21 protein-coding genes are annotated in these 24,452 nt (G+C 70.5%); 3 read left to right on the top strand and 18 right to left on the bottom strand.

Annotated features, from left to right (window positions below; genetic code table 11):
* Positions 1–22 precede the first annotated feature (22 nt).
* The 5 genes from alaS to OG587_RS23835 all read right to left on the bottom strand — a co-directional run bounded on the left by alaS (position 23) and on the right by OG587_RS23835 (position 5,306).
* Entirely contained in the window at positions 23–2,692 is a 2,670-nt protein-coding gene (alaS, locus tag OG587_RS23855) for an alanine--tRNA ligase (RefSeq protein WP_329078945.1), read from the bottom strand.
* Between the two features lies 1 nt (position 2,693).
* Positions 2,694–2,948 carry a hypothetical protein gene (locus OG587_RS23850; protein ID WP_329078943.1) on the bottom strand — a complete coding sequence of 85 codons (255 nt, stop codon included), beginning with the start codon at positions 2,946–2,948 and terminating at the stop codon, positions 2,694–2,696.
* Entirely contained in the window at positions 2,945–3,334 is a 390-nt protein-coding gene (locus OG587_RS23845; RefSeq protein WP_329078941.1) for a DUF948 domain-containing protein, read from the bottom strand. The genes OG587_RS23850 and OG587_RS23845 overlap by 4 nt, the downstream gene beginning before the upstream one ends.
* A gap of 130 nt (positions 3,335–3,464) precedes the next feature.
* On the bottom strand, positions 3,465–4,775 hold the full coding sequence (locus OG587_RS23840; RefSeq protein ID WP_329078939.1) for a replication-associated recombination protein A: 1,311 nt from the start codon (positions 4,773–4,775) through the stop codon (positions 3,465–3,467).
* 72 nt (positions 4,776–4,847) lie between these two features.
* Positions 4,848–5,306, bottom strand: coding sequence for a hypothetical protein (locus OG587_RS23835; protein ID WP_329078936.1), 459 nt, complete (start codon positions 5,304–5,306; stop codon positions 4,848–4,850).
* Positions 5,307–5,507: 201 nt separating this feature from the next.
* On the opposite strand from OG587_RS23835, the gene OG587_RS23830 reads away from it, so the two are divergent.
* Positions 5,508–6,392: a peptidylprolyl isomerase gene (locus OG587_RS23830; protein ID WP_329078934.1), complete on the top strand. Its 885-nt coding sequence runs from the start codon at positions 5,508–5,510 to the stop codon at positions 6,390–6,392.
* Positions 6,393–6,865: 473 nt separating this feature from the next.
* Here the strand turns inward: OG587_RS23830 and aspS are convergent, their stop codons facing one another.
* From aspS to OG587_RS23815, 3 genes are read right to left on the bottom strand one after another with little or no spacing between them, the layout of a single operon-like run.
* Positions 6,866–8,602, bottom strand: coding sequence for an aspartate--tRNA ligase (aspS, locus tag OG587_RS23825; RefSeq protein WP_329078932.1), 1,737 nt, complete (start codon positions 8,600–8,602; stop codon positions 6,866–6,868).
* Positions 8,599–9,864, bottom strand: a complete 1,266-nt coding sequence (gene hisS / locus OG587_RS23820; RefSeq protein ID WP_329078929.1) for a histidine--tRNA ligase — start codon at positions 9,862–9,864, stop codon at positions 8,599–8,601. The genes aspS and hisS overlap by 4 nt, the downstream gene beginning before the upstream one ends.
* Positions 9,865–9,867: 3 nt before the next feature.
* Positions 9,868–10,596 carry an MBL fold metallo-hydrolase gene (locus OG587_RS23815; RefSeq protein ID WP_329078927.1) on the bottom strand — a complete coding sequence of 243 codons (729 nt, stop codon included), beginning with the start codon at positions 10,594–10,596 and terminating at the stop codon, positions 9,868–9,870.
* Positions 10,597–10,743: 147 nt separating this feature from the next.
* On the opposite strand from OG587_RS23815, the gene OG587_RS23810 reads away from it, so the two are divergent.
* Positions 10,744–11,604 carry a peptidylprolyl isomerase gene (locus tag OG587_RS23810; protein ID WP_329078925.1) on the top strand — a complete coding sequence of 287 codons (861 nt, stop codon included), beginning with the start codon at positions 10,744–10,746 and terminating at the stop codon, positions 11,602–11,604.
* 65 nt (positions 11,605–11,669) lie between these two features.
* Positions 11,670–12,899 (top strand): DUF349 domain-containing protein, encoded by a 1,230-nt coding sequence (locus OG587_RS23805; protein WP_329078922.1) that lies wholly within the window; start codon positions 11,670–11,672, stop codon positions 12,897–12,899.
* Between the two features lie 133 nt (positions 12,900–13,032).
* On the opposite strand, the gene OG587_RS23800 is transcribed toward OG587_RS23805, so the two are convergent.
* The 10 genes from OG587_RS23800 to OG587_RS23755 all read right to left on the bottom strand — a co-directional run bounded on the left by OG587_RS23800 (position 13,033) and on the right by OG587_RS23755 (position 24,450).
* Positions 13,033–15,228: a RelA/SpoT family protein gene (locus OG587_RS23800; RefSeq protein WP_329078920.1), complete on the bottom strand. Its 2,196-nt coding sequence runs from the start codon at positions 15,226–15,228 to the stop codon at positions 13,033–13,035.
* Between the two features lie 236 nt (positions 15,229–15,464).
* On the bottom strand, positions 15,465–15,986 hold the full coding sequence (locus tag OG587_RS23795) for an adenine phosphoribosyltransferase (protein ID WP_329093984.1): 522 nt from the start codon (positions 15,984–15,986) through the stop codon (positions 15,465–15,467).
* Between the two features lie 267 nt (positions 15,987–16,253).
* Positions 16,254–17,324 carry a protein translocase subunit SecF gene (gene secF / locus OG587_RS23790; RefSeq protein WP_329078918.1) on the bottom strand — a complete coding sequence of 357 codons (1,071 nt, stop codon included), beginning with the start codon at positions 17,322–17,324 and terminating at the stop codon, positions 16,254–16,256.
* Positions 17,324–19,099 carry a protein translocase subunit SecD gene (secD, locus tag OG587_RS23785; RefSeq protein WP_329078916.1) on the bottom strand — a complete coding sequence of 592 codons (1,776 nt, stop codon included), beginning with the start codon at positions 19,097–19,099 and terminating at the stop codon, positions 17,324–17,326. The genes secF and secD overlap by 1 nt, the downstream gene beginning before the upstream one ends.
* Positions 19,100–19,183: 84 nt before the next feature.
* Positions 19,184–19,549: a preprotein translocase subunit YajC gene (yajC, locus tag OG587_RS23780; protein ID WP_329078914.1), complete on the bottom strand. Its 366-nt coding sequence runs from the start codon at positions 19,547–19,549 to the stop codon at positions 19,184–19,186.
* Positions 19,550–19,774: 225 nt separating this feature from the next.
* The gene (gene ruvB, locus OG587_RS23775; RefSeq protein WP_329078912.1) at positions 19,775–20,833 is read right to left on the bottom strand and encodes a Holliday junction branch migration DNA helicase RuvB; all 1,059 of its coding nucleotides are present in this window, start codon (positions 20,831–20,833) and stop codon (positions 19,775–19,777) included.
* A 160-nt stretch (positions 20,834–20,993) separates the two neighbouring features.
* Complete coding sequence (ruvA, locus tag OG587_RS23770; RefSeq protein ID WP_329078910.1) at positions 20,994–21,614, bottom strand: Holliday junction branch migration protein RuvA; 621 nt, start codon at positions 21,612–21,614, stop codon at positions 20,994–20,996.
* On the bottom strand, positions 21,611–22,195 hold the full coding sequence (ruvC, locus tag OG587_RS23765) for a crossover junction endodeoxyribonuclease RuvC (protein ID WP_329093983.1): 585 nt from the start codon (positions 22,193–22,195) through the stop codon (positions 21,611–21,613). Before ruvC ends, ruvA begins: the two co-directional genes overlap by 4 nt.
* Before the next feature lie 152 nt (positions 22,196–22,347).
* Positions 22,348–23,625, bottom strand: coding sequence for a cation:proton antiporter (locus OG587_RS23760; protein WP_329078908.1), 1,278 nt, complete (start codon positions 23,623–23,625; stop codon positions 22,348–22,350).
* Between the two features lie 72 nt (positions 23,626–23,697).
* Positions 23,698–24,450, bottom strand: a complete 753-nt coding sequence (locus OG587_RS23755; RefSeq protein ID WP_329078906.1) for a YebC/PmpR family DNA-binding transcriptional regulator — start codon at positions 24,448–24,450, stop codon at positions 23,698–23,700.
* Positions 24,451–24,452: the final 2 nt, after the last annotated feature.

Below are 24,452 nucleotides of genomic sequence, written 5' to 3'. Positions count from 1 at the left end.
GGCGCGGGGGCGTCGTTCCTCATCAGGTGAGCGTCTGCGCGATCGCCTGCTCGACGGCGGCGAGCGCCTCACCGATCGCCTCGGGACGCACACCGCCTCCCTGAGCGACGTCGTCCTTGCCGCCACCGCCACCTCCGAGTGCCTTCGCGGCGACGCCGACCAGACGGCCCGCCTTCAGGCCGCGACCGCGTCCCGCCTCGTTGACCGCGGCCACGACGACCGGCCGGTCACCGGGGACACCGGCGACGACGACCACCGCGGCGCGATCACCCGGGAACCTGCCGCGCACGTCAAGCGCGAGCCTACGCAGGTCGTCGGGAGAGGTTCCATCAGGCGCGCGGTGCGTCACGACGGAGACTCCCTGCAGATCACGGGCGCTTTCCGCCATCTGACCCGCACCCGCGAGCACCTGGGCCGAGCGCAGCGCGCCCAGCTCCTTCTCCGCGGCGCGCAACCGGGTGACGATGCCCTCGATGCGCTCGGGCAGCTCCTCCCTGCGGGTCTTGAGCTGCTCCGACAGCTGGGCGACGAGCACGCTCTCCCTGGCCAGGAAGCGGAAGGCGTCGAGGCCGACCAGGGCCTCCACGCGGCGCACGCCCGCGCCGATCGAGGCCTCGCCCAGCACCTTGACCAGGCCCAGCTGCCCGGAGCTGGCGACGTGGGTGCCGCCGCAGAGCTCGCGGGAGTATTCGCCGACCTCGACGATGCGGACGGTGTCGCCGTACTTCTCGCCGAACAGGGCGAGCGCGCCCATGGCGCGGGCCTCCGCCTGGGACGTGTGGAAGGCGTTGACCCGCAGGTCGTTGATGAGGACGGCGTTGACCTCGTCCTCGACGTCGCGCAGCACGCTGGGCGGCACGGCGCCCGCGGCGGTGAAGTCGAAGCGGAAGCGGCCCGGGGAGTTCTCCGAACCGGCCTGCGCCGCGGTCTCGCCCAGCGCGTTGCGGAAACCGCGGTGCACCAGGTGGGTGGCGGTGTGGCTGCGGGAGATGGCCCGGCGCCGCTCGACGTCGATCTCCGCCTGGGCCTGGTCGCCCACCCGGATCTCTCCGGAGCGGATCTTGCCCCGGTGCACGACGACGCCGGAGACCGGGGACTGCACGTCCACGATCTCCACCTCGGCCCCGCCGGTGCGGATGACGCCCTGGTCGGACAGCTGGCCGCCGCCCTCGGCGTAGAACGGGGTGCGGCCCAGCACGACCTCGACCGACGTGCCGGCGCCCGCCGCGGGGACGGAGACGCCGTCGACGAGGAGGCCGACGACCTCGGCCTCGGCCGTCACGTGGTCGTAGCCCAGGAACTCGACCCTGCCGGTCTTCTCCAGGAGCGTGCCGAAGATCGAGATGTCGGCGTTGCCGGTCTTCTTGGCGGCGGCGTCGGCCTTGGCCCGGTCGCGCTGCTCCTTCATCAGCCGGCGGAAGCCCTCCTCGTCGACCTGCAGCCCCTGCTCGGAGGCCATCTCCAGGGTGAGGTCGATCGGGAAGCCGTAGGTGTCGTGCAGCTGGAAGGCCTGGTCGGCGGCGAGCGTGGCCCGCCCCTTGCGCTTGGTCTCCTCGGCCGCCACGTCGAAGATCGCGGTGCCGGTGCGAAGGGTGCCGAGGAAGGAGGCCTCCTCGGCGTCGATGACGCCGTGGATCTGCGGGGCGTCGGCCCGCAGCTCGGCGTACTGCTCGCCCATGACCTCGACGGTCACGGCGGTGAGCTCGTGCATGTAGCGCTCCTCGCCCGCGCCCAGCAGGCGCAGGTTGCGGATGGCGCGGCGCAGGATGCGGCGGAGCACGTAGCCCCTGCCCTCGTTGGAGGGCAGCACCCCGTCGGCGACGAGCATCACGCCGGTCCTGACGTGGTCGGCGACGACCCGCAGCGACACGTCGGCGCGCTCGTCGCGGCCGTAGCGCGTCTTGGTGAGGTCGGCGGCCCGGTCGAGGATCTTGTACGTGGTGTCGATCTCGTAGATGTTGTCGACGCCCTGCAGGATCGCCGCCATGCGCTCCAGGCCCATGCCCGTGTCGACGCTCTTGGCGGGCAGCTCACCGGCGATGTCGAAGTCGATCTTCGTGCGGACCGCGCTGAGCTGGTACTGCATGAAGACGTTGTTCCACACCTCGAGGTAGCGGTTCTCGTCGGCGATCGGGCCGCCCTCGCGCCCGTACTCGGGACCGCGGTCGTAGTAGATCTCGCTGCACGGGCCGCCGGGCCCCGGCACGCCCATGTGCCAGTAGTTGTCGGCCAGGTCGCGGCGCTGGATGCGCTCCTGCGGCACCCCCACCTTGCGCCAGATGTCGGCGGCCTCGTCGTCGTCGAGGTAGACGGTGGCCCAGAGGCGGTCCTCGGGGAAGCCGAACCCGCCCTCGGACTCGGGCCTGGTCAGCAGGTCCCAGGCGAACGGGATCGCCTGCTCCTTGAAGTAGTCGCCGAAGGAGAAGTTGCCGAGCATCTGGAAGAAGCTGGCGTGCCTGGTCGTCTTGCCGACCTCGTCGATGTCGAGGGTCCGCACGACCTTCTGCGCGCTGGCGGCCCGCTTGTAGGGCGGCTTCTGCTGGCCCAGGAAGTAGGGCTTGAAGGGCACCATGCCCGCGTTGACCAGAAGCAGCGTCGGGTCCTCGGCGATGAGGCTGGCCGAGGGCACAACGGTGTGCCCACGCTCCTCGAAGAAGCGCAGGAAGCGGCGGGCGATCTCTGCCGACTCCATGTCAGCGGCCATCCTTTACGTTGGAGTGATAGGGGTTTTCCACGGTGTCGAGCCCGAACCTGGAGCGCAACTCGATTTCCCGCTCGGCCGCGCCCCGCAGGGCCTCCCCGGCGAGGTCGCGTGCCTGTTCCAGGGTCCCGGCGGCGTTGTGCACGGCCCTTCGGGCCAGGTGGTTCGGGTGCAGTGCCTGAAGCTTACGCATGACCCACACCGCGCCGAACGCGCCCAGCCCCATGTAGAACAGCCTGCGGATCATCCCGGGCGCCTCTCCAGCGCCGCGGCGGGCCTGGCGCGCCTGCGGGCGCCCAGGGCCCTGCGGACGCCGTGGGTGAGGGCCGCGACCTTGATCATCGGACCGGTGACCAGGTTCTGGGTGACGTCGCTGACCTTGGCCACATGCCCGCTGACCTGCTTGACGTCCTTGGTGATGGCCTCGATCGCGACCAGCTGCCGGTTGGTCTCGCCGACGGCGGCCGACACGTCCTCCAGCAGCGGCACGACGCGGTCGCCCAGCTGGGAGACCATCTTGGTGGTCTCGGTGAGCAGCCGGGCCAGCCTGACCATGACGACGGCCATGAAGGAGACCAGGATCGCCCAGGCCATCGCGGCGATCAGCCCCGCGACCTCTCCTGCGGTAAGCATGTGCGGACCCGCTCCCCTCAAAGGTTCATAGGTGACCCCGGCCATGGTCGGGCGGATTGGCGAAACCCTATCGTGCCCGATATCACTCATCCCCGCTTACCGCGCGCCCCGGGGTGGCCCTCGCGGGAGGCTACTCCCCGCGGAGGAAGGCGCGGATCCTGGACCAGCGGTCGGCGAAGCCCGCCTCGGCGCCGTGGCGGGTGGGCTGGTAGTAGCGCCGGTCCCTGAGCTCCTCGGGGGCGTACTCCTGGCGTACCAGGCCGTGCTCGAATTCGTGGGGGTAGCGGTAGCCCTTGCCGTGGCCGAGCTGCTTGGCCCCGGCGTAGTGGGCGTCGCGCAGGTGGTTGGGGACGTGGCCGATGTTGCCGCGCCGCACGTCCTCGGAGGCCGCGCCGATGGCGTTGATCACCGCGTTGGACTTGGGGGCCAGCGCGCAGTGGATGACGGCCTGGGCCAGGTTGAGCCGCCCCTCCGGCAGGCCGATGAACTCCACCGCCTGGGCGGCGGCCACCGCGACCTGCAGGCAGGTGGGGTCGGCCATGCCGACGTCCTCGGAGGCGAAGATGACGATCCTGCGGGCGATGAACCGGGGGTCCTCCCCCGCCTCGATCATCCGGGCGAGGTAGTGCAGCGCGGCGTCGGCGTCGGAGCCCCGCATGCTCTTGATGAAGCCGCTGATCACGTCGTAGTGCTGGTCGCCCTGGCGGTCGTAGCGCACGGCCGCCTTGTCGACCGCCCGCTCCACCACCTCGACGGTGACCTCGCCGTCGGCGATCAGCGCGGCGGCCTCCAGGTAGGTGAGCGACCTGCGGGCGTCGCCGCCGGCCAGCCGCACCAGGTGCTCGGCGGCCTCGGGCGCCAGGCGCACCTTCCCGTCCAGGCCGCGCGGGTCGGTGACGGCACGCTCCAGCACCGCCCGGATGTCGTCCTCCGACAGCGACTCCAGGGTCAGCAGCAGCGAGCGCGACAGCAGGGGCGAGATGACGGAGAAGAAGGGGTTCTCGGTGGTGGCGCCGATGAAGGTGACCCAGCGGTTCTCCACGGCGGGCAGCAGGGCGTCCTGCTGCGCCTTGTTGAAGCGGTGCACCTCGTCGACGAACAGGACGGTCTGGCGGCCGGACATGCCCAGCTCGCGCCGGGCCTGCTCGATGGCCGCGCGGACCTCCTTGACACCCGCCGACACCGCGGAGACCTCCACGAAACGGCGCTTGGTGACACCCGCCACCACGTAGGCGAGGGTGGTCTTGCCGGTCCCCGGAGGGCCCCAGAGGAACAGCGACATGGGCGCCTCGGCCTCGACGAGGCGGCGCAGCGGCGTGCCGGGGCCCAGCAGGTGCCGCTGGCCGACCACCTCGTCCAGGCCCCGGGGGCGCATCCGCACCGCCAGGGGCTCCTGGCCGCGATGGGCCTCCTCCGCCGCCGAATCGAACAGGCTGTCCACGCCTGAGACAGTACCGCCGCCCGATGGAGCCCCCGCCCTCCCGAGACGGTGCGCCTCACCGGCCGGCCGGGCTCAGCTCCAGACCGCGGTGGCCCCGCTGTGCCCGGCCCTTACCACGTAGTAGAGCGCCGCGACGGCCAGGACCACGGTCAGCGCCGAGACCGCGAGCTCGGCCGGGCGGCCGAACCTGTCGCCGCGCGTGACGTAGACGAGAGCCAGCGACATCACCCCGAGGGCGAAGGTGACGACCAGCAGCGGGGTGCCGAAGCCCGCGTGCTCGTCGATAAGCTCGCCGAGTTCCCCGCTGACGGAGGCGAAGCGGCCCTCCTGCAGCGCCTCCCCGCTCTCCTGCGCCACGAAGACGCTCACCGGCACGACCGGGGCGAGCCCGGCCACCGCCCAGGTGAGCACGGGCCGGGTGCGGGGCGCCAGCGCGTACGCGGCGGCGAGCACCGCGAGGAGCGGCGTCAGAACCACGGCCGCGTGCACGACCAGGGGATGGAGGGGCAGGCCGAGGATCTCATCGAACATGGGGGCACTCCGGTTGTGCGTGGTTCATCATCAGCAAGTACGGATCCCACCATGGGCGGGTTATGGAGAGCGTGAAGAGATCTCGTCTTCCCCTCTGTCCCCATCTGATGAATTCCGCCACTTACGTCCAGCACATGTTAGGGCCGGTACTCTTTTCGCCAGCCCACAAACCATGAAACAGCGATCTTGGAGGACATAGCGGTGAGCGCCGAGGACCGCCAGAGCCAGCTGGCTCGGGAACACAAAGAGCGGCAGGCGAAGCGTGCTGAGCAGACGACCACGTCGAAGCGCAACGTCGTCATCGGAGCCGTCGCCGCGGTGGTCGTCGTCGCGGGAGGACTGTTCGCCGGGGTCACCCTCCTCGGAGACGACGACGACGCGAAGGCCAAAGCCGCCGCCAGCAGTTCACCGTCTCCTTCGGAGACCCCCGCCGCGACGCCCGAGCCGAGCGTCACGACCGCTCCGACCAACACGAAGTGCGCCTACCGCAAGGACACCAGCGGCAGCCCGATGAAGAACGTGGGCACACCGCCGACCAGGCCCAACCTGAAGCTGAAGACCATGACGATCGCCACCAACCACGGCAACATCGTGATCGACCTGGCGACCGGGCAGGCCCCCTGCACGGTCAACTCCTTCGCCTTCCTGGCCAAGAAGCACTTCTTCGACAACACCAAGTGCCACCGCCTGGCCACCCCGGAGAACTCGGGCCTGAGCCTGCTGCAGTGCGGCGACCCGCAGGCCAAGGCCGACGGGAAGAACCCCACCGACGGCCAGGGCAGCTCGGGTTACGTCTACGACAGCGAGAACCTCGGCGGGATCCCGTACACCAGGGGCACGGTCGCGGTCGCCCAGGCCGTCGACGCCGTCAACCAGAACGGCAGCCAGTTCTGGATCTCGCTGGGGGACGAGACCCAGCAGGTGGAGAAGGCCTACACGCCCTTCGGCGTCGTCTCCCAGGGCTTGGAGATCCTTGACGAGATCTCCAAGGGCGGGTGGATCACCAACCCCGACGACATCACCGGTGACGGCGGCTCCAACGCCCCCAAGATCCCGGTGGTCATCAAGAACGTGCGGCTCTCCTAACCGGACCCGCGGCGGCCCGCCGCCACAGGACGCCCCGGCGGTCGGACGACCGCCGGGGCGTTTCCACGTCGGCCCCACGGTCCCGGCGACGGGCACGGCCGGCCCGCGGCCCGCACAGACCTCACCGAGGGCCTCCTCGCCCGTACGCCCCGCGCCCTCCGGGTCGTCCGCCCGTCCCGGGCATGCGGGGCCCGTACGAGACCTCACCACGGCCGTACGCGGGCCGTCCTCGTCCAGTCCCGGGTACACGGCCCGCACAGACCCCAGCGCGGCCGTACGCGGGCCGTGGGCACCCATCGTCCCCAAAGGCCGGAGGAGCCCCGCCGACCGCTCAGGAGGCCCGTGAGGCGCGCGGAGAGCGTCACCGTGGCTCGCCCCCCGGCGGTTGAGCGGTCCCGGACGCGCCGAGGGCCCCCGGAACACCGTCCGGGGGCCCTCGTCACACCCGCCTCACCTCCGGGGCGGGCACCGGGTCAGGCGTCGGCCTTGGGCCTGCCGTCGACGCCCGCCTCCTTGCGCTGCTCCACCGTGATCGGGGTGGGCGCGCCGGTCAGCGGGTCGAATCCGGAGGCCGTCTTCGGGAAGGCGATGACGTCGCGGATGGAGTCGGTGCCGGCCAGGAGCATGCAGATCCGGTCCCAGCCGTAGGCGATGCCGCCGTGCGGCGGCGGGCCGTACTTGAACGCCTCCAGCAGGAAGCCGAACTTGCTCTCCGCGTCCTCCTTGGAGATGCCCAGCACCTCGAAGACGCGCTGCTGCATCTCGGCCCGGTGGATACGGATCGAGCCGCCGCCGATCTCCATTCCGTTGCAGACCATGTCGTAGGCGTAGGCCAGGGCCTCGCCGGGGTGGTCCTGGAAGGTGTCGGCCCACTCGGGCTTGGGGCCGGTGAAGGGGTGGTGGACCGCGGTCCAGCCGCCCTCGCCGTCCTCCTCGAACATGGGGGCGTCGACGATCCACAGGAAGTTCCAGGCCGACTCGTCGATCAGGCCGCAGCGACGGCCGATCTCCAGGCGGGCCGCGCCGAGCAGGTCGCGGGAGGCGGAGGCCGCGCCGGCCGCGAAGAAGATCGCGTCACCGGGTGCCGCGCCCACCTTGGCGGCCAGGCCGGCCGCCTCGGTCTCTGACAGGTTCTTGGCGACCGGCCCGCCGAGCGTGCCGTCCTCGCCCACCAGCACGTAGGCCAGACCCCTGGCTCCGCGCGACTTGGCCCACTCCTGCCAGGCGTCCAGCTCCTTGCGGGTCTGCGAGGCGCCGCCCGGCATGACCACGGCGCCCACGTACGGCGCCTGGAACACGCGGAAGGTGGTGCCCGCGAAGAACTCCGTCATCTCGACGAGCTCCTGGCCGAAGCGCAGGTCCGGCTTGTCGGAGCCGTAGCGCGCCATGGCCTCCCGGTAGGTCATCCGGGGCAGGGGCGTCGGCAGGTCGTAGTCGACCGTCTCCTTCCAGACGCGGCCGATGAGCCGCTCGCCCAGGGCGATGACGTCGTCCTGGTCCACGAAGGACATCTCGACGTCGATCTGGGTGAACTCCGGCTGCCGGTCGGCGCGCAGGTCCTCGTCGCGGTAGCACTTGGCGAGCTGGTAGTAGCGCTCGATCCCGGCGACCTGGAGAAGCTGCTTGAACAGCTGGGGCGACTGGGGCAGGGCGTACCAGCTGCCCGGCTGGAGCCGGACCGGGACCAGGAAGTCGCGGGCGCCCTCCGGGGTCGAGCGGGTCAGCGTCGGGGTCTCGACGTAGGTGAACCCCTGCTCGTTCATCACCTCATGGGCGAGGTAGGTGGCCCGGGAGCGGATGCGCATGGCGTGCGCGACCTGCTGGCGGCGGATGTCGAGGTAGCGGTACTTCAGCCGCGCCTCCTCCGAGATGCCCGCGGTGCCCTCGATGGGGAACGGCAGCGGCGCGGACTCGCTGAGCACCTCGACCTCGGAGGCGACGACCTCGATCGCGCCGGTCGGCAGCTCGGGGTTCTCGTTGCCCTCGGGGCGGACCCGCACCTCTCCGACGACCTTGACGCAGTACTCGGCGCGCAGGCCGTGGGCGTCGTCCTCCTCGCGGAAGACCACCTGGGCGGAGCCCGAGGCGTCACGCAGGTCGATGAAGACCACGCCGCCGTGGTCGCGGCGTCGCGCCACCCACCCGGCGAGCGTCACCCGCTGCCCGGCGTGCTCCTCGCGCAGTGATCCCGCTTCGTGCGTGCGGATCATTTGTCCAGTCTCTCCTTCAACATCGTGACGATCTCAGCGAGCGGTACGGCGGTCTGGTCCCCGCTGGCCAGGTCCTTGACCTGCGCGGTCCCCGCGGCGATGTCCCGCTCGCCGAGGATCACCGCGTAGCCGGCCCCCGAGCGGTCGGCGCCCTTCATGGCGCCCTTGACGCCCTTGCCGCCGAACGACATGTCGGCCGCCAGGCCCGCCCGGCGCAGCTCGGTGACGAGCAGGAACATCCGGCGGCGCGCCTCCTCGCCCAGCGGCACACCGTACACCTGCACGCGTGCCTCGGCGCTCTCGTCCCCGAACAGGCCCTCGGCCTCCATGGCCATGACCGTACGGTCGACGCCCAGCGCCCAGCCGACGCTGGGCAGCGCGGGCCCGCCGAGCATCTCGCTCAGCCCGTCGTAGCGGCCCCCGCCCCCGACCGCGGACTGCGAGCCGAGACCGTCGTGGACGAACTCGAACGTGGTACGCGTGTAGTAGTCGAGGCCGCGGACCAGCCGGGGATCGTCGGTGTAGGCCACGCCGGAGGCGGTCAGCAGCGAGCGGACCTCCTCGTGGTAGGCCTTGCACGCCTCGCACAGGTGGTCGACGACGAGCGGCGCCCCGGCCAGCTGGGCCTGCACCTCGGGGCGCTTGTCGTCGAGCACGCGCAACGGATTGATCTCGATTCGCTGCCGGGTGGCCTCGTCGAGGTCGAGGTCTCGCAGGAAGTCCTGGAGCGCGGCCCGGTAGACGGGACGGCACTCCCTGTCACCCAGCGTGTTGATCAGCAGCCGGACCCCGGTGAGCCCCAGGGCGGCGTAGCCGTCGACGGCCAGCAGGATCAGCTCGGCGTCGAGCGCCGGGTCCTCCGAGCCCAGCGCCTCGGCGCCGACCTGCCAGAAGTGGCGGTAGCGGCCCTTCTGGGCCCGCTCGTAGCGGAACTGGCTGCCCGAGTACCAGAGCTTCACGGGAAGCTGCCCGTTGTGCAGGCCGTGCTGGAGGACCGCCCGCACCACCGACGCGGTGCCCTCGGGGCGCAGCGTGATGGAGCGCCCGCCCTTGTCCTCGAAGGTGTACATCTCCTTGGAGACGATGTCGGTCGACTCGCCGACACCGCGTACGAACAGCGCGGTGTCCTCGAAGACCGGGGTCTCGATGTAGCCGTAACCCGCCCGGCGGGCGGGCGCGGTGAGCGCCTCGCGCACGGCGAGCGCCCGCTCGGAGCGCGGCGGAAGCCAGTCGAAGGTGCCCTTGGGCGCCTGCAAAGTCATTGTCTAAAGTCCCCTGCCGGGGCCGCGGTCGTGCCCGGCGTTCGCGGGATCCGCGCCCGCGGCCGCCTTCGCCTCCGCGAGATACGGGTTGGTGGCACGCTCGTGGCCGATCGTGGTCTGTGATCCGTGGCCGGGCAGGACCACCGTGTCCTCCGGCAGCGGCAGGCACTTGGCCGCCAGGCTGCGCAGGATGGTCGGGTAGTCGCCGCCCGGAAGGTCTGTGCGGCCGATGGAGCCGGCGAACAGCAGGTCGCCCGAGAACAGCACGTCCGGGATCTCCTCGGTGCTGGGCAGCCTGAACGTCACCGACCCCCTGGTATGGCCGGGGGTGTGGTCGACGGTGAGCTCCAGGCCGGCCAGCCGCAGCACCTCGCCGTCGGCGAGCTCGCGCACGTCGTCGGGCTCGGTGAAGGTGAGCCCCCCGAACAGCTGCTGCTTCGTCGACAGCGACAGTCCCTTGCCCGGGTCGGACAGCAGCTCGCGGTCCTCCGGGTGGATCCACGCGGGAACGTCACGCGCGCCGCAGACCGGGGCGACCGACCACATGTGATCGATGTGCCCGTGGGTGACCAGCACCGCGACCGGCTTGAGCCGGTGCTCGCGCAGCAGGTCGTCGAGGTCGCCGACGGCGTTCTGACCGGGGTCGACGACCACGCACTCCTCGCCCGCGGCGGGAGCGACGACGTAGCAGTTGGTCTGGAAGGACCCTGCGGGAAAGCCGGCGATGAGCATCTGCCTCAGCTGATCTCGTCAAGAATGCGGATGGGAATGTAACCGAAGGGTACCGGTGCGGGTCGGCGGGCTGCGAACCATTACCCATTGGCCGATACGATTCGCCCACCTCATTAAGTACTACTCGGCACTCGGGAGGGCGAAGCGGTGAGCGGCAAGGAGCGTCAGAAGCAGTTGGCGCGCGAGCACTACGAGCGGCAGACGCAGCGACGCGTCGAACGTGAGGCCAGGGCCAAGCGCAACGCGATCATCGGCAGCACCGTGGCCGGCGTGGTCGTCGTGGCGGGTGTGATCGCCGCGACGACCCTGTTCGGCGGCTCCGACACGACGGCGACCGCGACCACCGACCCGGCCCCGTCGGACAACGCCTCACCGGCCGCGTCGGCGGCCGCGGGAGCGCAGCCGAAGGCCTTCGACCCGGCCGGCGGCACCTGCGGTTACGCCGCGGAGGCCGGTGGCGGCCCGGCCAAGAACGTGGGCCTGCCCCCGGAGAAGGTCGACCTGACGCCCAAGACGATGACCCTGAAGACCAACCAGGGCGACATCGTCATCAAGGTGTCGGCCGACAAGACCCCGTGCACGATCAACTCCTTCGCCTTCCTGGCGAAGAAGAAGTACTTCGACGGCTCCAAGTGCCACCGGCTGGGGTCCGACCAGTTCCCGATGCTGCAGTGTGGCGACCCACTGGCCAAGGCCGACGGCAAGAGCCAGACCGACGGCCAGGGCGGCCCCGGCTACCGTTTCGTGAACGAGAACCTGGAGGGCGCCAAATACACGCGCGGCGTCGTGGCCATGGCCAACAGCGGTCCCGACACCAACGGCAGCCAGTTCTTCATCGTGTTCGGCGACGCCCCGCTGACCCCGGACTACACACCGTTCGGTACGGTCACCAAGGGTCTGGAGATCCTCGACAAGGTGAACAAGGCCGGCGTCATCACCCCGGGCCCCGACGGTACCGGGGCACCAAAGGAAACCGTCGAAATCAAAGACGTGACAATGTCCAGCTAGAGCTGACGTAATACATACAAGGGGCGGTAAGTCCCGAAAGGCTGATGAAAGTGCGGGAGGACACGGTGAGCACCGACCCGTGGGGCCGGGTAGACGACGACGGCACCGTCTACGTACGTACGGCTGAGGGAGAGCGGGCCGTCGGGTCCTGGAAGGCCGGCGAACCGGAAGAGGCACTCGCCTACTTCCATCGCAAGTTCGACGAGCTGGCCGGGCAGGTCGCCCTGCTGGAACAGCGGGTTCGCGGCACCGACCTGCCACCCGCCCAGGCCGAGGCGACGATCGTCAAGCTCCGTGAGGCGATCACCGACGCGCACGCGGTCGGCGATCTCGACGCGCTGCTGAACCGCCTCAACGCCCTCACGGAGCTGGTCGCCCAGCGCCGGGAGGAGGTCAAGGCCGCGCGCGACGTGGCCAGGGCCGAGGCCAAGGGCGTCAAGGAGCGGATCGTCGCCGAGGCCGAGCGCATCGCCGACGACACGACCCACTGGAAGACCGGTGGTGAGCGGCTGCGCCAGCTGATCGAGGAGTGGAAGGCCGCCGAGCGCATCGACCGGGTGACCGAGGCGGCGCTGTGGAAACGCCTCTCGGCGGCCCGTACGGCCTTCGCCAAGCGGCGCAAGGCCTACTTCGCGGGGCTGGACGAGCAGCGTGAGGGCGTGCGTTCCACCAAGGAGCGCATCGTGGCCGAGGCCGAGACGCTGGCCTCGTCCACCGACTGGGGCGCCACCGCGTCGGCCTACCGCGAGCTGATGCAGGAGTGGAAGACGGCCGGCAGGGCCTCCCGCGAGGTCGAGGACGAGCTCTGGGGCCGCTTCAAGGGCGCCCAGGACCAGTTCTTCCAGGCGCGTTCGGCCGTCTTCGCCGAGCGCGACGCCTCGCTGGCGGCGAACGCCGAGATCAAGGAGCAGCTCCTGGTCGAGGCGGAGAAGATCCTTCCGGTCACCGACGCCCGCGCCGCCCGGGGCGCCCTGCGCAACCTCCTGGAGCGCTGGGAGGCCGCGGGCCCGGTTCCGCGCGAGCAGCGTGACCGCCTGGAGGGTGGCCTGCGCAAGATCGACGAGGCGGTCCGCAAGGCCGAGGAGACGGAGTGGAAGCGCTCCAACCCCGAGGCCAGGGCCCGCGCCCAGAACACGGTCGACCAGCTGCGCAAGTCGATCGCGCAACTGGAGGGCCGCCTGGCCAAGGCCAGGGACGCGGGCAAGGACAAGGACGTCAAGGACGCCGAGGAGGCCCTGGCCGCCCGCCGTTCCTGGCTGGAGGAGGCGGAGCGCACGCTCGCCGAGTTCTCCTGACGCCCGTCACCGGCTGACGCGACCCGCGGGGCCGCGGGGACACTCCACACCACGGAGTGCTCCTCGCGGCCCCGTCGCCTGTGGCGGGGCGGCCCGAGGGAGCGCGTACGGAACGGATTGGGTGGGAGAGGCCTCAGGAACCGGCGCCGCTGACCCGGTAGACGTCGTAGACGCCCTGGATGTTGCGGACGGCCTTCAGGACGTGCCCCAGGTGCTTGGGGTCGCCCATCTCGAAGGTGAACTTGCTGATCGCCACCCTGTCCCTGGACGTCGTCACCGACGCCGACAGGATGTTGACGTGCTGGTCGGAGAGGGTGCGGGTCACGTCGGAGAGCAGGCGGGGCCGGTCGAGGGCCTCGACCTGCAGCGCGACCAGGAACACCGAGTCGTCGGCGGCGGACCAGGCGACCTCGACCAGGCGGTCGGGCTCGGACTGGAGCTGGTCCATGTTGGGACAGTTGGTGCGGTGCACCGACACGCCGTGCCCGCGGGTGACGAAACCAACGATCTCGTCGCCCGGTACGGGCGTGCAACATCGCGAGAGGCGTACCCAGACGTCGGAGTCGCCCGCGACGACCACTCCCGCGCCGCCGCTGCCGCGGGGGCGCCCGCGCAGCTTGGTCGGCACGGAGGTCTCGGCGATGTCGTCCTCGGCGCCCTCCACGCCCCCGATGGACGTCACGAGCTTCTGCACGACCGTCTGCGCGGCCACGTGGCCCTCGCCGACGGCCGCGTAGAGCGCGGAGACGTCCGGGTAGCGCAGGTCCCTGGCGAGGGCCAGGAGGGACTCTCCGGACATCAGGCGCTGCAGCGGCAGGCCCTGCTTGCGCATGGCGCGGCCGATCGCCTCCTTGCCCGCCTCGATCGCGGTCTCGCGGCGCTCCTTGGAGAACCACTGCCGGATCTTGTTGCGGGCCCGGCCGGACTTGACGAACTTCAGCCAGTCGCGCGAGGGGCCCGCGTCAGGCGACTTGGAGGTGAAGATCTCCACGGTGTCGCCGTTGCCCAGGCGCGACTCCAGGGGCACCAGGCGGCCGTTGACCCTGGCCCCGATGCAGCGGTGGCCGACCTCCGTGTGCACGGCGTAGGCGAAGTCGACGGGCGTCGCGTTCTCCGGCAGGGCGATGACCTGGCCCCTGGGAGTGAAGACGTAGACCTCGGAGACCGACAGGTCGAACCTGAGCGACTCCAGGAACTCGCCCGGGTCGGCGGTCTCCTTCTGCCAGTCGAGGAGCTGGCGCAGCCACGCCATGTCGCTGGCGGGCTTCAGCTTCGCCCCCGGAGGACCCGAGGTGGTCATGTCCTCCTTGTACTTCCAGTGCGCCGCCACGCCGTACTCGGCCCTGTGGTGCATGCCGTGCGTGCGGATCTGCAGCTCCACCGGCTTGCCCTCGGGGCCGATGACCGTGGTGTGCAGCGACTGGTACATGTTGAACTTGGGCATCGCGATGTAGTCCTTGAACCGGCCGGGGACCGGGTTCCATCGCGCGTGGATCGTGCCGAGCGCCGCGTAACAGTCGCGGACCGAGTCGACCAGCACCCGGATGCCCACCAGGTCGTAGATGTCGTCGAAGGCGACGTCCCTGGCGATCATCTTCTGGTAGACGGAGTAGTAGTGCTTGGGGCGTCCCTTGACGGCCGCGCGGATCTTGGCGTCGCGCAGGTCGCCGGAGACCTTCTCGATGACCTCCTGCAGGAACAGGTCCCTGCGCGGGGCGCGCTCCGACACCATCCGGGCGATCTCGTCGTAGCGCTTGGGATAGAGCATGGCGAACGCGAGGTCCTCCAGCTCCCACTTGATGGTGTTCATGCCCAGCCGGTGGGCGAGCGGCGCGAAGATCTCCAGCGTCTCCCGCGACTTCTGGTGCCGCTTGTGCTCGGGCAGGTAACGCATGGTGCGCATGTTGTGCAGCCGGTCGGCGAGCTTGATCACCAGCACCCGGATGTCGCGGGACATCGCCACGACCATCTTGCGCACGGTCTCGGCCTCGGCCGCGGCGCCAAACTTGACCTTGTCGAGCTTGGTGACGCCGTCGACCAGCAGCGCGATGTTGTCGCCGAAGTCCGAGCGCAGCTCGTCCAGGCCGTAGGCGGTGTCCTCGACGGTGTCGTGCAGCAGCGCCGCGCACAGCGTCTCGTCGTCGGTGCCGAGCTCGGCCAGGATCGTGGCCACCGCCAGCGGGTGGGTGATGTACGGGTCGCCGCTCTTACGCTTCTGGTCGCGATGGTGGTAGGCCGCCACGTCGTAGGAGCGCTCGATGAGCCGCAGGTCCGCCTTCGGATGGGTCGCGCGGACCGTCCGGAACAGCGGCTCCAGAACCGGATTCATGCCGCCACCCCATGTCCCCCCAAAACGTGCGAGCCTTCGCCTTACCGCAGGCTTCTCCTCCGCGGTTCCGGACATGGCGGAACCGGCATCGCCTGCTGGGACGGCCGTCTCGGGACCGCCGCCGTCGGCGGTCGCGTCGGGGACGACCACATCACGGGGCACTCAGACTCCCTACGTTCGAGTCCAGATCCCTCAGTGTATCCAGACGGGGTTGTGTGCTTTCGTCCGCGGGGTCATCAGACGACGACGAGGGAGTGCAGCTCCACGTCGGTCAGACGCTCACGGCCTTTGAGAAAGGCCAGCTCCATGAGCACGGCAATGGCGACGACGTCGGCGCCCGCCCTGCGGACCAGCTCCACCGCCGCACGCGCCGTACCTCCCGTGGCGAGCACGTCGTCGACGATGAGAACGCGCTCTCCGGGGGTGAAGGCGTCCCGGTGAACCTCGATGGTGGCGGAGCCGTACTCCAGATCGTAGGACGCCTCAAGCGTCTCAGAGGGCAGTTTGCCTTTCTTCCGTACCGGGACGAAGCCCGCGCCCGCCCGGATGGCGACCGGGGCGGCCAGGATGAACCCTCGCGCCTCGATCCCGACGATCTTGTCCACCTGGTACAGCCCGGCCAGTTCCTCGGTCACCGCGGCGAACACCACCGGGTCGGCCAGCAGGGGGGTGATGTCCTTGAACAGCACCCCGGGCTGCGGATAGTCGGGCACGTCGCGGATGCGGTCGAGGATCAGGCTGCTCAGCTCGGTCATGATCGGCGCTCCTGTGGAGGTCTCGGGGCCGGAGACACCGGGGGTACCGCCGGTGCCGGAGGGTGCGGAAGGTCTCGGAGGGTGTTGGAAGGGCTCGGAGGGGGGCTCGGAGGGGCTCGGGAGAGCGAGGACGAAAGGGTCGGGGGAATGCCGGAAGGTCTCGGAGGGGCTCGGGAGAACGGACACGAGCAGGCCGGGAGGGTGTCCGGGAGGGTAAGGAAAACGCCTCCGCTCCCTGCGCGGGGAGCGGAGGCGCCGACGTGCCCGTGCTTACTTCTTCTTCCGTTTGTCACCGGTGGAGGTGGCTCCGCCGGCGGCCGTGGCGGCGCCGTTGGAGGCTCCGTTGGAGGCTCCGGCGGTGACCGGCTGACGCACCGTCTTGATCCCGGAACTCCCCCCGTGGGAGGCGATCCTGCGGGCGAGCGCCTGGTAGCGCGGCTCGCGCTCCTTGAGCGTGACCAGCAGCGGCGTCGCGACGCACAGCGAGGAGTAGGTGCCGACGATCATGCCGACGAACAGGGACAGCGACAGGTCCTTCAGCGTTCCCGCGCCGAACAGCGTGGTGCCGATGAAGAGGATCGCCGCGACCGGCAGGATCGCCACCAGGGTGGTGTTCAGCGACCGGATCAGCGTGTGGTTCAGCGCGTTGTTGGCGGCCTCGGTGTAGGTGAGCTTGGAGGTCGTGCCGAGCTTGGCGGTGACCTCCTTGATCATGTCGAAGACGACGACGGCGTCGTACAGCGAGTATCCGAGGATCGTCAGGAAGCCCAGCAGGGTCGCCGGGGTGACCTCGAAACCGGACCAGGCGTAGACGCCGGCGGTGATCACCAGGTCGTGCAGCAGCGCCACGACGGCGGCGAGCGCCATCTTCCACTCGAAGGCCATCGTCAGGTACAGGATGATCGCCAGCATGAAGACGACCAGTCCGATGATGGCCTTGTTGGCCACCTGGCCGCCCCACGAGGCGCCGATGACCTGCAGGTTGACCTGGTCCGCCGGAATCTTGAACTCGGTGGCCACCGCCTTCTGGACCGCGGTGACCTGGTCGGCCGGGAGGCTCTCCGTGGTGACCCGCCAGCCGTTCTGGGTCGTCTGCGCGATGACCTGGTGCGCACCTGCGTCGGTGAACGTGGCGCGCACCTGCTCGATGTTGGCGGTCGGCGCCTTGAAGGAGAAGACGGATCCGCCCTTGAACTCCACGCCCAGGTTGAGCCCGTTGAAGACCAGACCGGCGATGGAGATCACCAGCAGGATTGCGGAAAGGGTGTACCAGAGCTTCTTGCGGCCGACGAAGTCGACGTCGACCTCGCCCCGGTACAGCCGGCGCGCGATGCCGGACATCAGGCCTCCTGCGGAACGGTCTTGGACGCTACGGGGGCCTCGCTCATACGCTCGGCGTCGAGCCCGGAGAGCTTGTGCCCCTTGGCGAAGAACTTCAACTTGGCCAGCATCGCGACGAACGGCTTGGTGAACATGAACACCACCGCGATGTCGATGAGCGTGGTCAGGCCCATGGCGAAGGCGAATCCGGCCACGCCGCCGACCGCGAGGAAGTAGAGCACCACGGCGGCGATGAACATGACGGCGTCGGCGATGAGGATCGTCCGCCGGGCGCGAACCCAGGCGACCTCGATGGCCGTGCGCAGCGAGCGCCGGCCCTCCTTCATCTCGTCGCGGATTCGTTCGAAGTAGACGATGAACGAGTCCGCGGTGATACCGATCGAGACGATCAGTCCGATGATGTGCGGCAGCGAGAGGCGGAAGCCCGCGAACGCGCCGAGCAGCACGACGGACTGGTAGGTCACGATCGTGGCCACCACGAGGCTCAGCACCGACACGATGCCCAGACCCCGGTAGTAGAGCATCGAGTAGATGACGACCAGCAGGAGGCCGATCGCGCCCGCGATGAGGCCGCCGCGCAGCTGGTCGGCGCCCAGCGTGGAGGAGACCTCCTCGATGGACTGCTTCTCGAACTTCAGCGGCAGCGCGCCGTACTTGAGCTGGTTGGCCAGCTCGTCGGCCGTCACCTGGGTGAAGCTGCCGGAGATCTGCGCCCGGCCGCCGGTGATGGGCTCCTGGATGACGGGCGCGGAGATGACCACGCCGTCGAGGACCATGGCGACCTGGTTGCGGGGAGTCTGCGAGTTGAAGGCGGTGGTGGTGACCTTCGACCACTGGTCGGGCCCCTGGCCCTTGAAGGCGAGCTGAACGAGCCACTCACCGGTGGTCTGGTCGACGCCGGAGGACGCGCTGTCGATCGAGGTGCCGGTCACGGCCGCCTTGTCGAGCACGAACTTGGTGCTGCCGTCCTGGCTGCAGCCGACGTACTGCTTCTCCGGCGCGTCCTGAGCCCCGCGGCCCGTGTCCTTGCTGCAGTCGAGCGTCTCGAACTGCTTGAGCGCCGCGGGGTCGATCCCGTTGGGGTCGACGCCCGCCATCGGGTCCTCGGGCGCCGCCGGCGGGGCCGTCGGCACGGTGCCGGCGTCGGGCGCGGCGCTGGCGTCCGGAGCGGCGCTCTTGTCCGGGGCGGCGGAGCGGCCGCCGCTCGGCTCGGTGGAGGGCGCGGTGCTGGTGCCGGGGCTCGGGTTGGTGAGCGCCGACGACAGGGCACGGCCGGCCGGAGAGGCGCCCGTGTCGGGCGCGGCGGTCGCGCCGGGCTTCGGGGTCGCCGACTCGGCGGGCTTGGGCTCCTTGGAACCCTTGCGCCCGGAGGCCGTGGGAGACGGCGTCGGCGTCGGCGCCTGGGTGGAGAGCTGCCCCGGGGGCGGAGGCGACCCGGCCCCGATCGCCAGCACTTGGCGGAACCTCAGCTCCGCGGTGGTGCCGACCAGCTTGACGACTTCCTCCTGGCCGGCTCCGGGAACGGAGATGACGATGTTGTCGCCGGATTTGGCGACCTCGGCGTCGGAGATGCCGCTGCCGTTCACCCGCTCGCGGATGATGTTCACGGCGAGGTCGAGGCTCTCCTGCGAGGGAGCGCTCCCGTTCGGCGTGATGGGCTGCAGCGTCACTGTCGTGCCGCCGGCGAGGTCGAGGCCATACTCCGGGGTGTACGCCTTGTTGAGGAGCATCGCCCCGCCCATGGCGAGAATGATCGCCAGAAGCACCAGGAGCATGCGCCCCGGTCTGCTCTGGCCGCTGGTCGGTCGGGCCACTGGTCGTCAGTTCTTTCGGCTATAGGGGGTTGGAGGTGAGGCTACTCACGGCTTCTTGCTCGTCGTGTCGTGGTCTGCACCCTGCTGTTCGGCCGTCTCCACGACATCGTGGTCGACAGCCTTGACATTCTCCTCCTCCGCGTCGTCAACCGGAACCAGGACACGGCCGATCGCCGCCTTGACCCAGCGGGTCTCCACACCGGGGGCGATCTCCAGGATCACGTCGTCGGCGTCGATGGCCACCACGGTCGCGAAAAGACCCGTCGTGGTCATGACCCCGGTGCCCGGCGTGAGACTGTTCTGCATCTTGACCTGCTCCTGCTGCCGCTTGCGCTGCGGCCGGATGAGCAGGAAGTAGAACACCACGACCATGAGAGCGATCATGATCAGGCTCGAATAGTTGCCGCCCACAGGGCCGCTCCCTCTCTTGAGAATGACCGGCGAAAGCCGGACGTCATATACGGCCACGCCGCTCAGCACGTCAGCCTACACAGCCAGCCAAGGCTCGGAGTTTAGGCGAGCTGTTAAGAGCGCGGCAACGAAGTCACGATTCGGCACGCAGGGAAGTTCCCATTTCGATACAGTTGTCATCGTTCTGTGATCAACCCTGTACGACTCCCCTACCGACTCCCAACGTTAGATTTGCCCGGGATCATCCTCAAGATCGATCAAAAACGAGGCTCCGAAGGCGTCCGGCGGGGGCACCAGCCCCAGATGGGTCCAGGCCGCGGCGGTCGCGACCCGGCCACGGGGGGTGCGAGCCAGGAGTCCCTGCCGCACCAGGAACGGCTCGGCGACCACCTCGACCGTCTCCGGCTCCTCCCCCACCGCGACCGCCAGCGTCGACAGCCCCACCGGCCCGCCGCCGAACTTGCGCAGCAGCGCTCCGAGCACCGCCCGGTCGAGCCGGTCGAGCCCCTCGGCGTCGACCTCGTAGAGGTTGAGGGCCGCGGAGGCGACATCCCGGGTGACGACGCCCTCGGCGCGCACCTCGGCGAAGTCGCGGACCCGGCGCAGCAGCCGGTTGGCGATGCGGGGGGTGCCCCGGGAGCGGCCGGCGATCTCGCGGGCGGCGTCGCCGGGGAGCTCGACGCCCAGCAGGCGCGAGGAGCGGTGCAGCACCTCCTCCAGCTCGGCGACCCCGTAGAAGTCCATGTGCGCGACGAAACCGAAGCGGTCGCGCAGCGGCGCGGGGAGCATGCCGGCCCGGGTGGTGGCCCCGACCAGGGTGAACGGGGCGATCTCCAGCGGGATCGCGGTCGCCCCCGGCCCCTTGCCCACCACGATGTCGACGCGGAAGTCCTCCATCGCGAGGTAGAGCATCTCCTCGGCGGGCCTGGCCATCCGGTGGATCTCGTCGATGAACAGGACCTCGCCCTCCGAGAGGGTCGACAGGATCGCCGCGAGGTCGCCGGCCCGCTCCAGCGCGGGCCCCGAGGTGATCCGGAGGGGCACCGAGAGCTCGGTCGCGATGATCATGGAGAGGGTCGTCTTGCCCAGTCCGGGACCGCCGCTCATCAGCACGTGGTCCGGCGGCCGGTTGCGCCGCAGTGCGCTCTGCAGCACCAGTGACAGCTGCTCGCGCACCCTCGCCTGGCCGATGAACTCCGCCAGCCGCTTGGGCCGCAGCGCCGCCTCGATGTATCTCTCGTCGCCCTCGGCGTCCGGCGACACCAGGTCGCGGTCGGAACTCACGCGGCCCCTCCCCCGCCCGCCGTGCGGTGGAACCGCCCGCGCCCCTCCGGCGTCGCGCGACCCCGCTCACCGTCTCCGGGCACCTGTCCCGTACGGCGAACGCGCCCCCGATCCCCGCCGCTCTCCCGAGCGACCCGGGCGATCCCGGCCGCCGGGCCCCTCATCGCACGCTCAGCGCGAGGAGCGCGGCCTTGAGCAGGGCCGCGATCTGGGGGGTCCGGCCCTCGGCCAGCTCGGTGTCGGCCTGGGGCTCGACGGTGGCGACCGCCTCGTCGGCGTCTCGCGCCGAATAGCCCAGGCCGACCAGCCCTGAGTGGACCTGGACGCGCCAGGCGGGCACGGCGGCGTGGCCGTTGAGCGCGGCGCTGACGGCCTCCTCCGGCGTGCCGAGCCTGTTCTTGAGGTCGACGATGATCCGCTGGGCGCCCTTCGGGCCCACCCCGGGGACCCTGGTCAGCGCCTTGACGTCGGCGGAGGCCACGGCCACCCTGAGCGCGTTGGGGGTGTGCACGGCCAGCATCGCCAGGGCGACCTTGGGGCCGACCCCGCTGGCCGTCTGCAGCATCTCGAAGATGCCGCGCTCGTCGTCGGTGACGAAGCCGAACAGGGTCAGCGACTCCTCGCGGACCACCAGCGAGGTGGCCAGCCTGGCCTCCTCGCCCGTCCTGAGCGTCGCCAGCGTGCCCGGCGTGCAGTGCACGAGGACTCCCACCCCGCCGACCTCGACGACCGCCCCGTCGGGCGCGATCGCGGTCACCTGTCCTCGCACCGAGGCGATCACTTCGCGGTTCCTCTCGGGTATCCGGCCCTGCCCCGGCCTCGGAAGTAGGCGGCGGGGGTCGTGGTGGCACTCGCGGCCTTCGCGGCGGCCTCGGCCAGCCTGCTCTGCGCCCCGCCCCGCCACACGTGGCAGATCGCGAGGGCGAGCGCGTCGGCCGCGTCGGCGGGCTTGGGCATCGCGTCCAGCCGCAGCAGGCGGGTCACCATCGTGCCGACCTGCTGCTTGTCGGCCGTGCCGCTGCCGGTGATGGCGGCCTTGACCTCGGACGGCGTGTGCAGCGCGACCGGCAGGCCCCTGCGGGACGCGCACAGGATCGCCACGGCGGAGGCCTGGGCGGTGCCCATCACGGTCCTGAGGTTGTGCTGGGCGAAGACCCGCTCCACGGCCACCGCGTCGGGCCGGATCTCGTCGAGCCACTGCTCGATGCCCGCCTCGATCGCCACCAGCCGGGCGCCGATCTCGTCGTCGGCGGGGGTGCGGACGACCCCGACCTTGACCAGGCTCAGCGGTGCGCCGGGCCGCCCCTCGACGGCACCGAGCCCGCATCGGGTCAGCCCCGGATCGACCCCCATCACCCGCAGCTCGGGCAACCGCACCGACACGCCTCCGCTCGCCGAACACCTGTTCGGTGGCAGACTCTACCGCGTGAGAGCGGCCCGCGCACGGCTCTCCCCCGGCCCGTCGAAACGACTCTCCCCGGCCCCGCCGGAGGGGCCGGAGGCGGACCCTCGGCTCACAGGTGCTGGGCGGCCGGTTCGGTGTCCCGGGCCTCCCCCGCCCTGTCGCGGAGCCGGTCCAGGCGGTTCATCACCGGCGAGGCCGAGATCCCGTGGATCACCAGGGAGGCCAGCACGGTGAAGGCGACCACGGCCCAGAGCTCCTCGGCGGGCACGCCGAAGTCGGCCTGGCCGAGGGCGTAGGCGAGGTAGAACAGCGAGCCAATGCCGCGGATGCCGAAGAACGCCGTCGCCACGCGCTCGCGCGGCCCTGCCCTGCCGCCCAGCTCGGCGAGCCACCCGGTCAGCGGCCGGATGACCAGCAGCAGCAGGAGACCGACCGCGGCGCCCCGCCAGGTGAGCGCGGACAGGCCGCCCACCGCGACGAAACCGCCGAGCAGCAGGATCAGCCAGGCGGTGAACAGCCGCTCGAGCTGCTCTATGAAGCCGTGCAGCACCCCGTTGTAGCCGTGGCTGCGCTCGGCCGCCCTGATGGTGCAGGCGGCCACGAACACCGCGATGAAGCCGTACCCGTGCACCAGCTCGGTGAGGCCGTAGGCCAGGAACGTCGCGGCCAGCGCCACGAAGCCGTCGCGGTGCTCGGCCAGCCGCAGGTCGGACTTCTGGGCTCGGAAGAACAGCCGCCCCAGCCCCTTGCCGATCAGCAGGCCGCACACCACGCCCGCGGCGCACCGGTAGAGCAGGTCCACCAGCGTCCACTCGCCGATCCAGCCGGCGCCCCCGCTGACGGCCAGCGCGATCGCGGCGTACACCAGGGGGAAGGCCAGGCCGTCGTTGAGGCCCGCCTCGGAGGTGAGGGTGAAGCGGACCTCGTCGTCGGCGTTCTCCGAGTCGACGGGCTCGCCGACCTGCACGTCGGAGGCGAGCACCGGGTCGGTCGGCGCGAGCACCGCGCCCAGCAGCAGCGCCGCCGCCAGGGGCCAGCCGAGCAGGCCGTACGCGGCGGCGGCCACGGCGAGGACGGTCAGCGGGAGCGTCCATCCCAGCAGGCGCCAGGTGGAGGACCAGTCGCGCCGCCCGAAGGGCCGGTTGATGGCCAGCCCGGCGCCCATCAGCGAGATCAGCACGCAGATCTCGGTGGCGTGCTCGACCAGTGCCCGGTGGGCCACCGGATCGGGCTCCGGCAGGTCCAGGGGCAGGGCGTAGAGAAGGAGGCCGCCCAGCAGGCAGGCCAGAGGAAGGGAGAAGGGACGCCGGTTGAGGAGCCGGGGCAGCGTGGCCGCGAGTAACGCGGCGACGCCCGCGACGGCAAAAATCAGGTCAGGATTGCCCATTGTCCGCGTGATATGCCCTCGACCACGCGGACAAACCTCGCAGACAATACGAGGTCACCCCGAACGACCGGGTTACGCGTCGAGCTTCTCCATGACCTCGTCGGAGACGTCGAAGTTGGCCCAGACGTTCTGCACGTCGTCGCTGTCCTCGAGGGCGTCGATCAGCCTGAAGACCTTGCGGGCGCCGTCCTCGTCCAGCGGGACGTTCATCGTCGGCATGAAGCTGGACTCGGCCGAGTCGTAGTCGATCCCGGCCTCCTGCAGGGCCTTGCGGACCGGGACGAGGTCGGTGGCCTCGGAGACGACCTCGAACTGGTCGCCCAGGTCGTTGACCTCCTCGGCGCCCGCGTCGAGAACCGCGACCAGCACGTCGTCCTCGGCCAGCTCACCCTTGGGGACGAGCACGACGCCCTTGCGGTTGAACATGTAGGACACCGAGCCGGGGTCGGCCAGCGAGCCGCCGTTGCGGGTCAGCGCGACGCGGACCTCGGAGGCCGCGCGGTTGCGGTTGTCGGTGAGGCACTCGATCAGCACCGCGACGCCACCGGGGGCGTAGCCCTCGTACATGATGGTCTGCCAGTCGGCGCCGCCGGCCTCCAGGCCGCCGCCGCGCTTACGGGCGCGCTCGATGTTGTCGATCGGGACCGAGCTCTTGCGCGCCTTGGTGATGGCGTCGTACAGCGTCGGGTTGCCGTCCGGATCGGGTCCGCCCGTCCGGGCCGCGACCTCGATGTTCTTGATGAGCTTGGCGAACAGCTTGCCGCGCTTGGAATCGAGCGCGGCCTTCTTGTGCTTCGTCGTCGCCCATTTGGAGTGGCCGGACATCG

The organism is Streptosporangium sp. NBC_01469, from assembly GCF_036227305.1.
Lineage (GTDB): Bacteria > Actinomycetota > Actinomycetes > Streptosporangiales > Streptosporangiaceae > Streptosporangium.
This window is presented reverse-complemented; position numbering and strand designations above follow the sequence as displayed.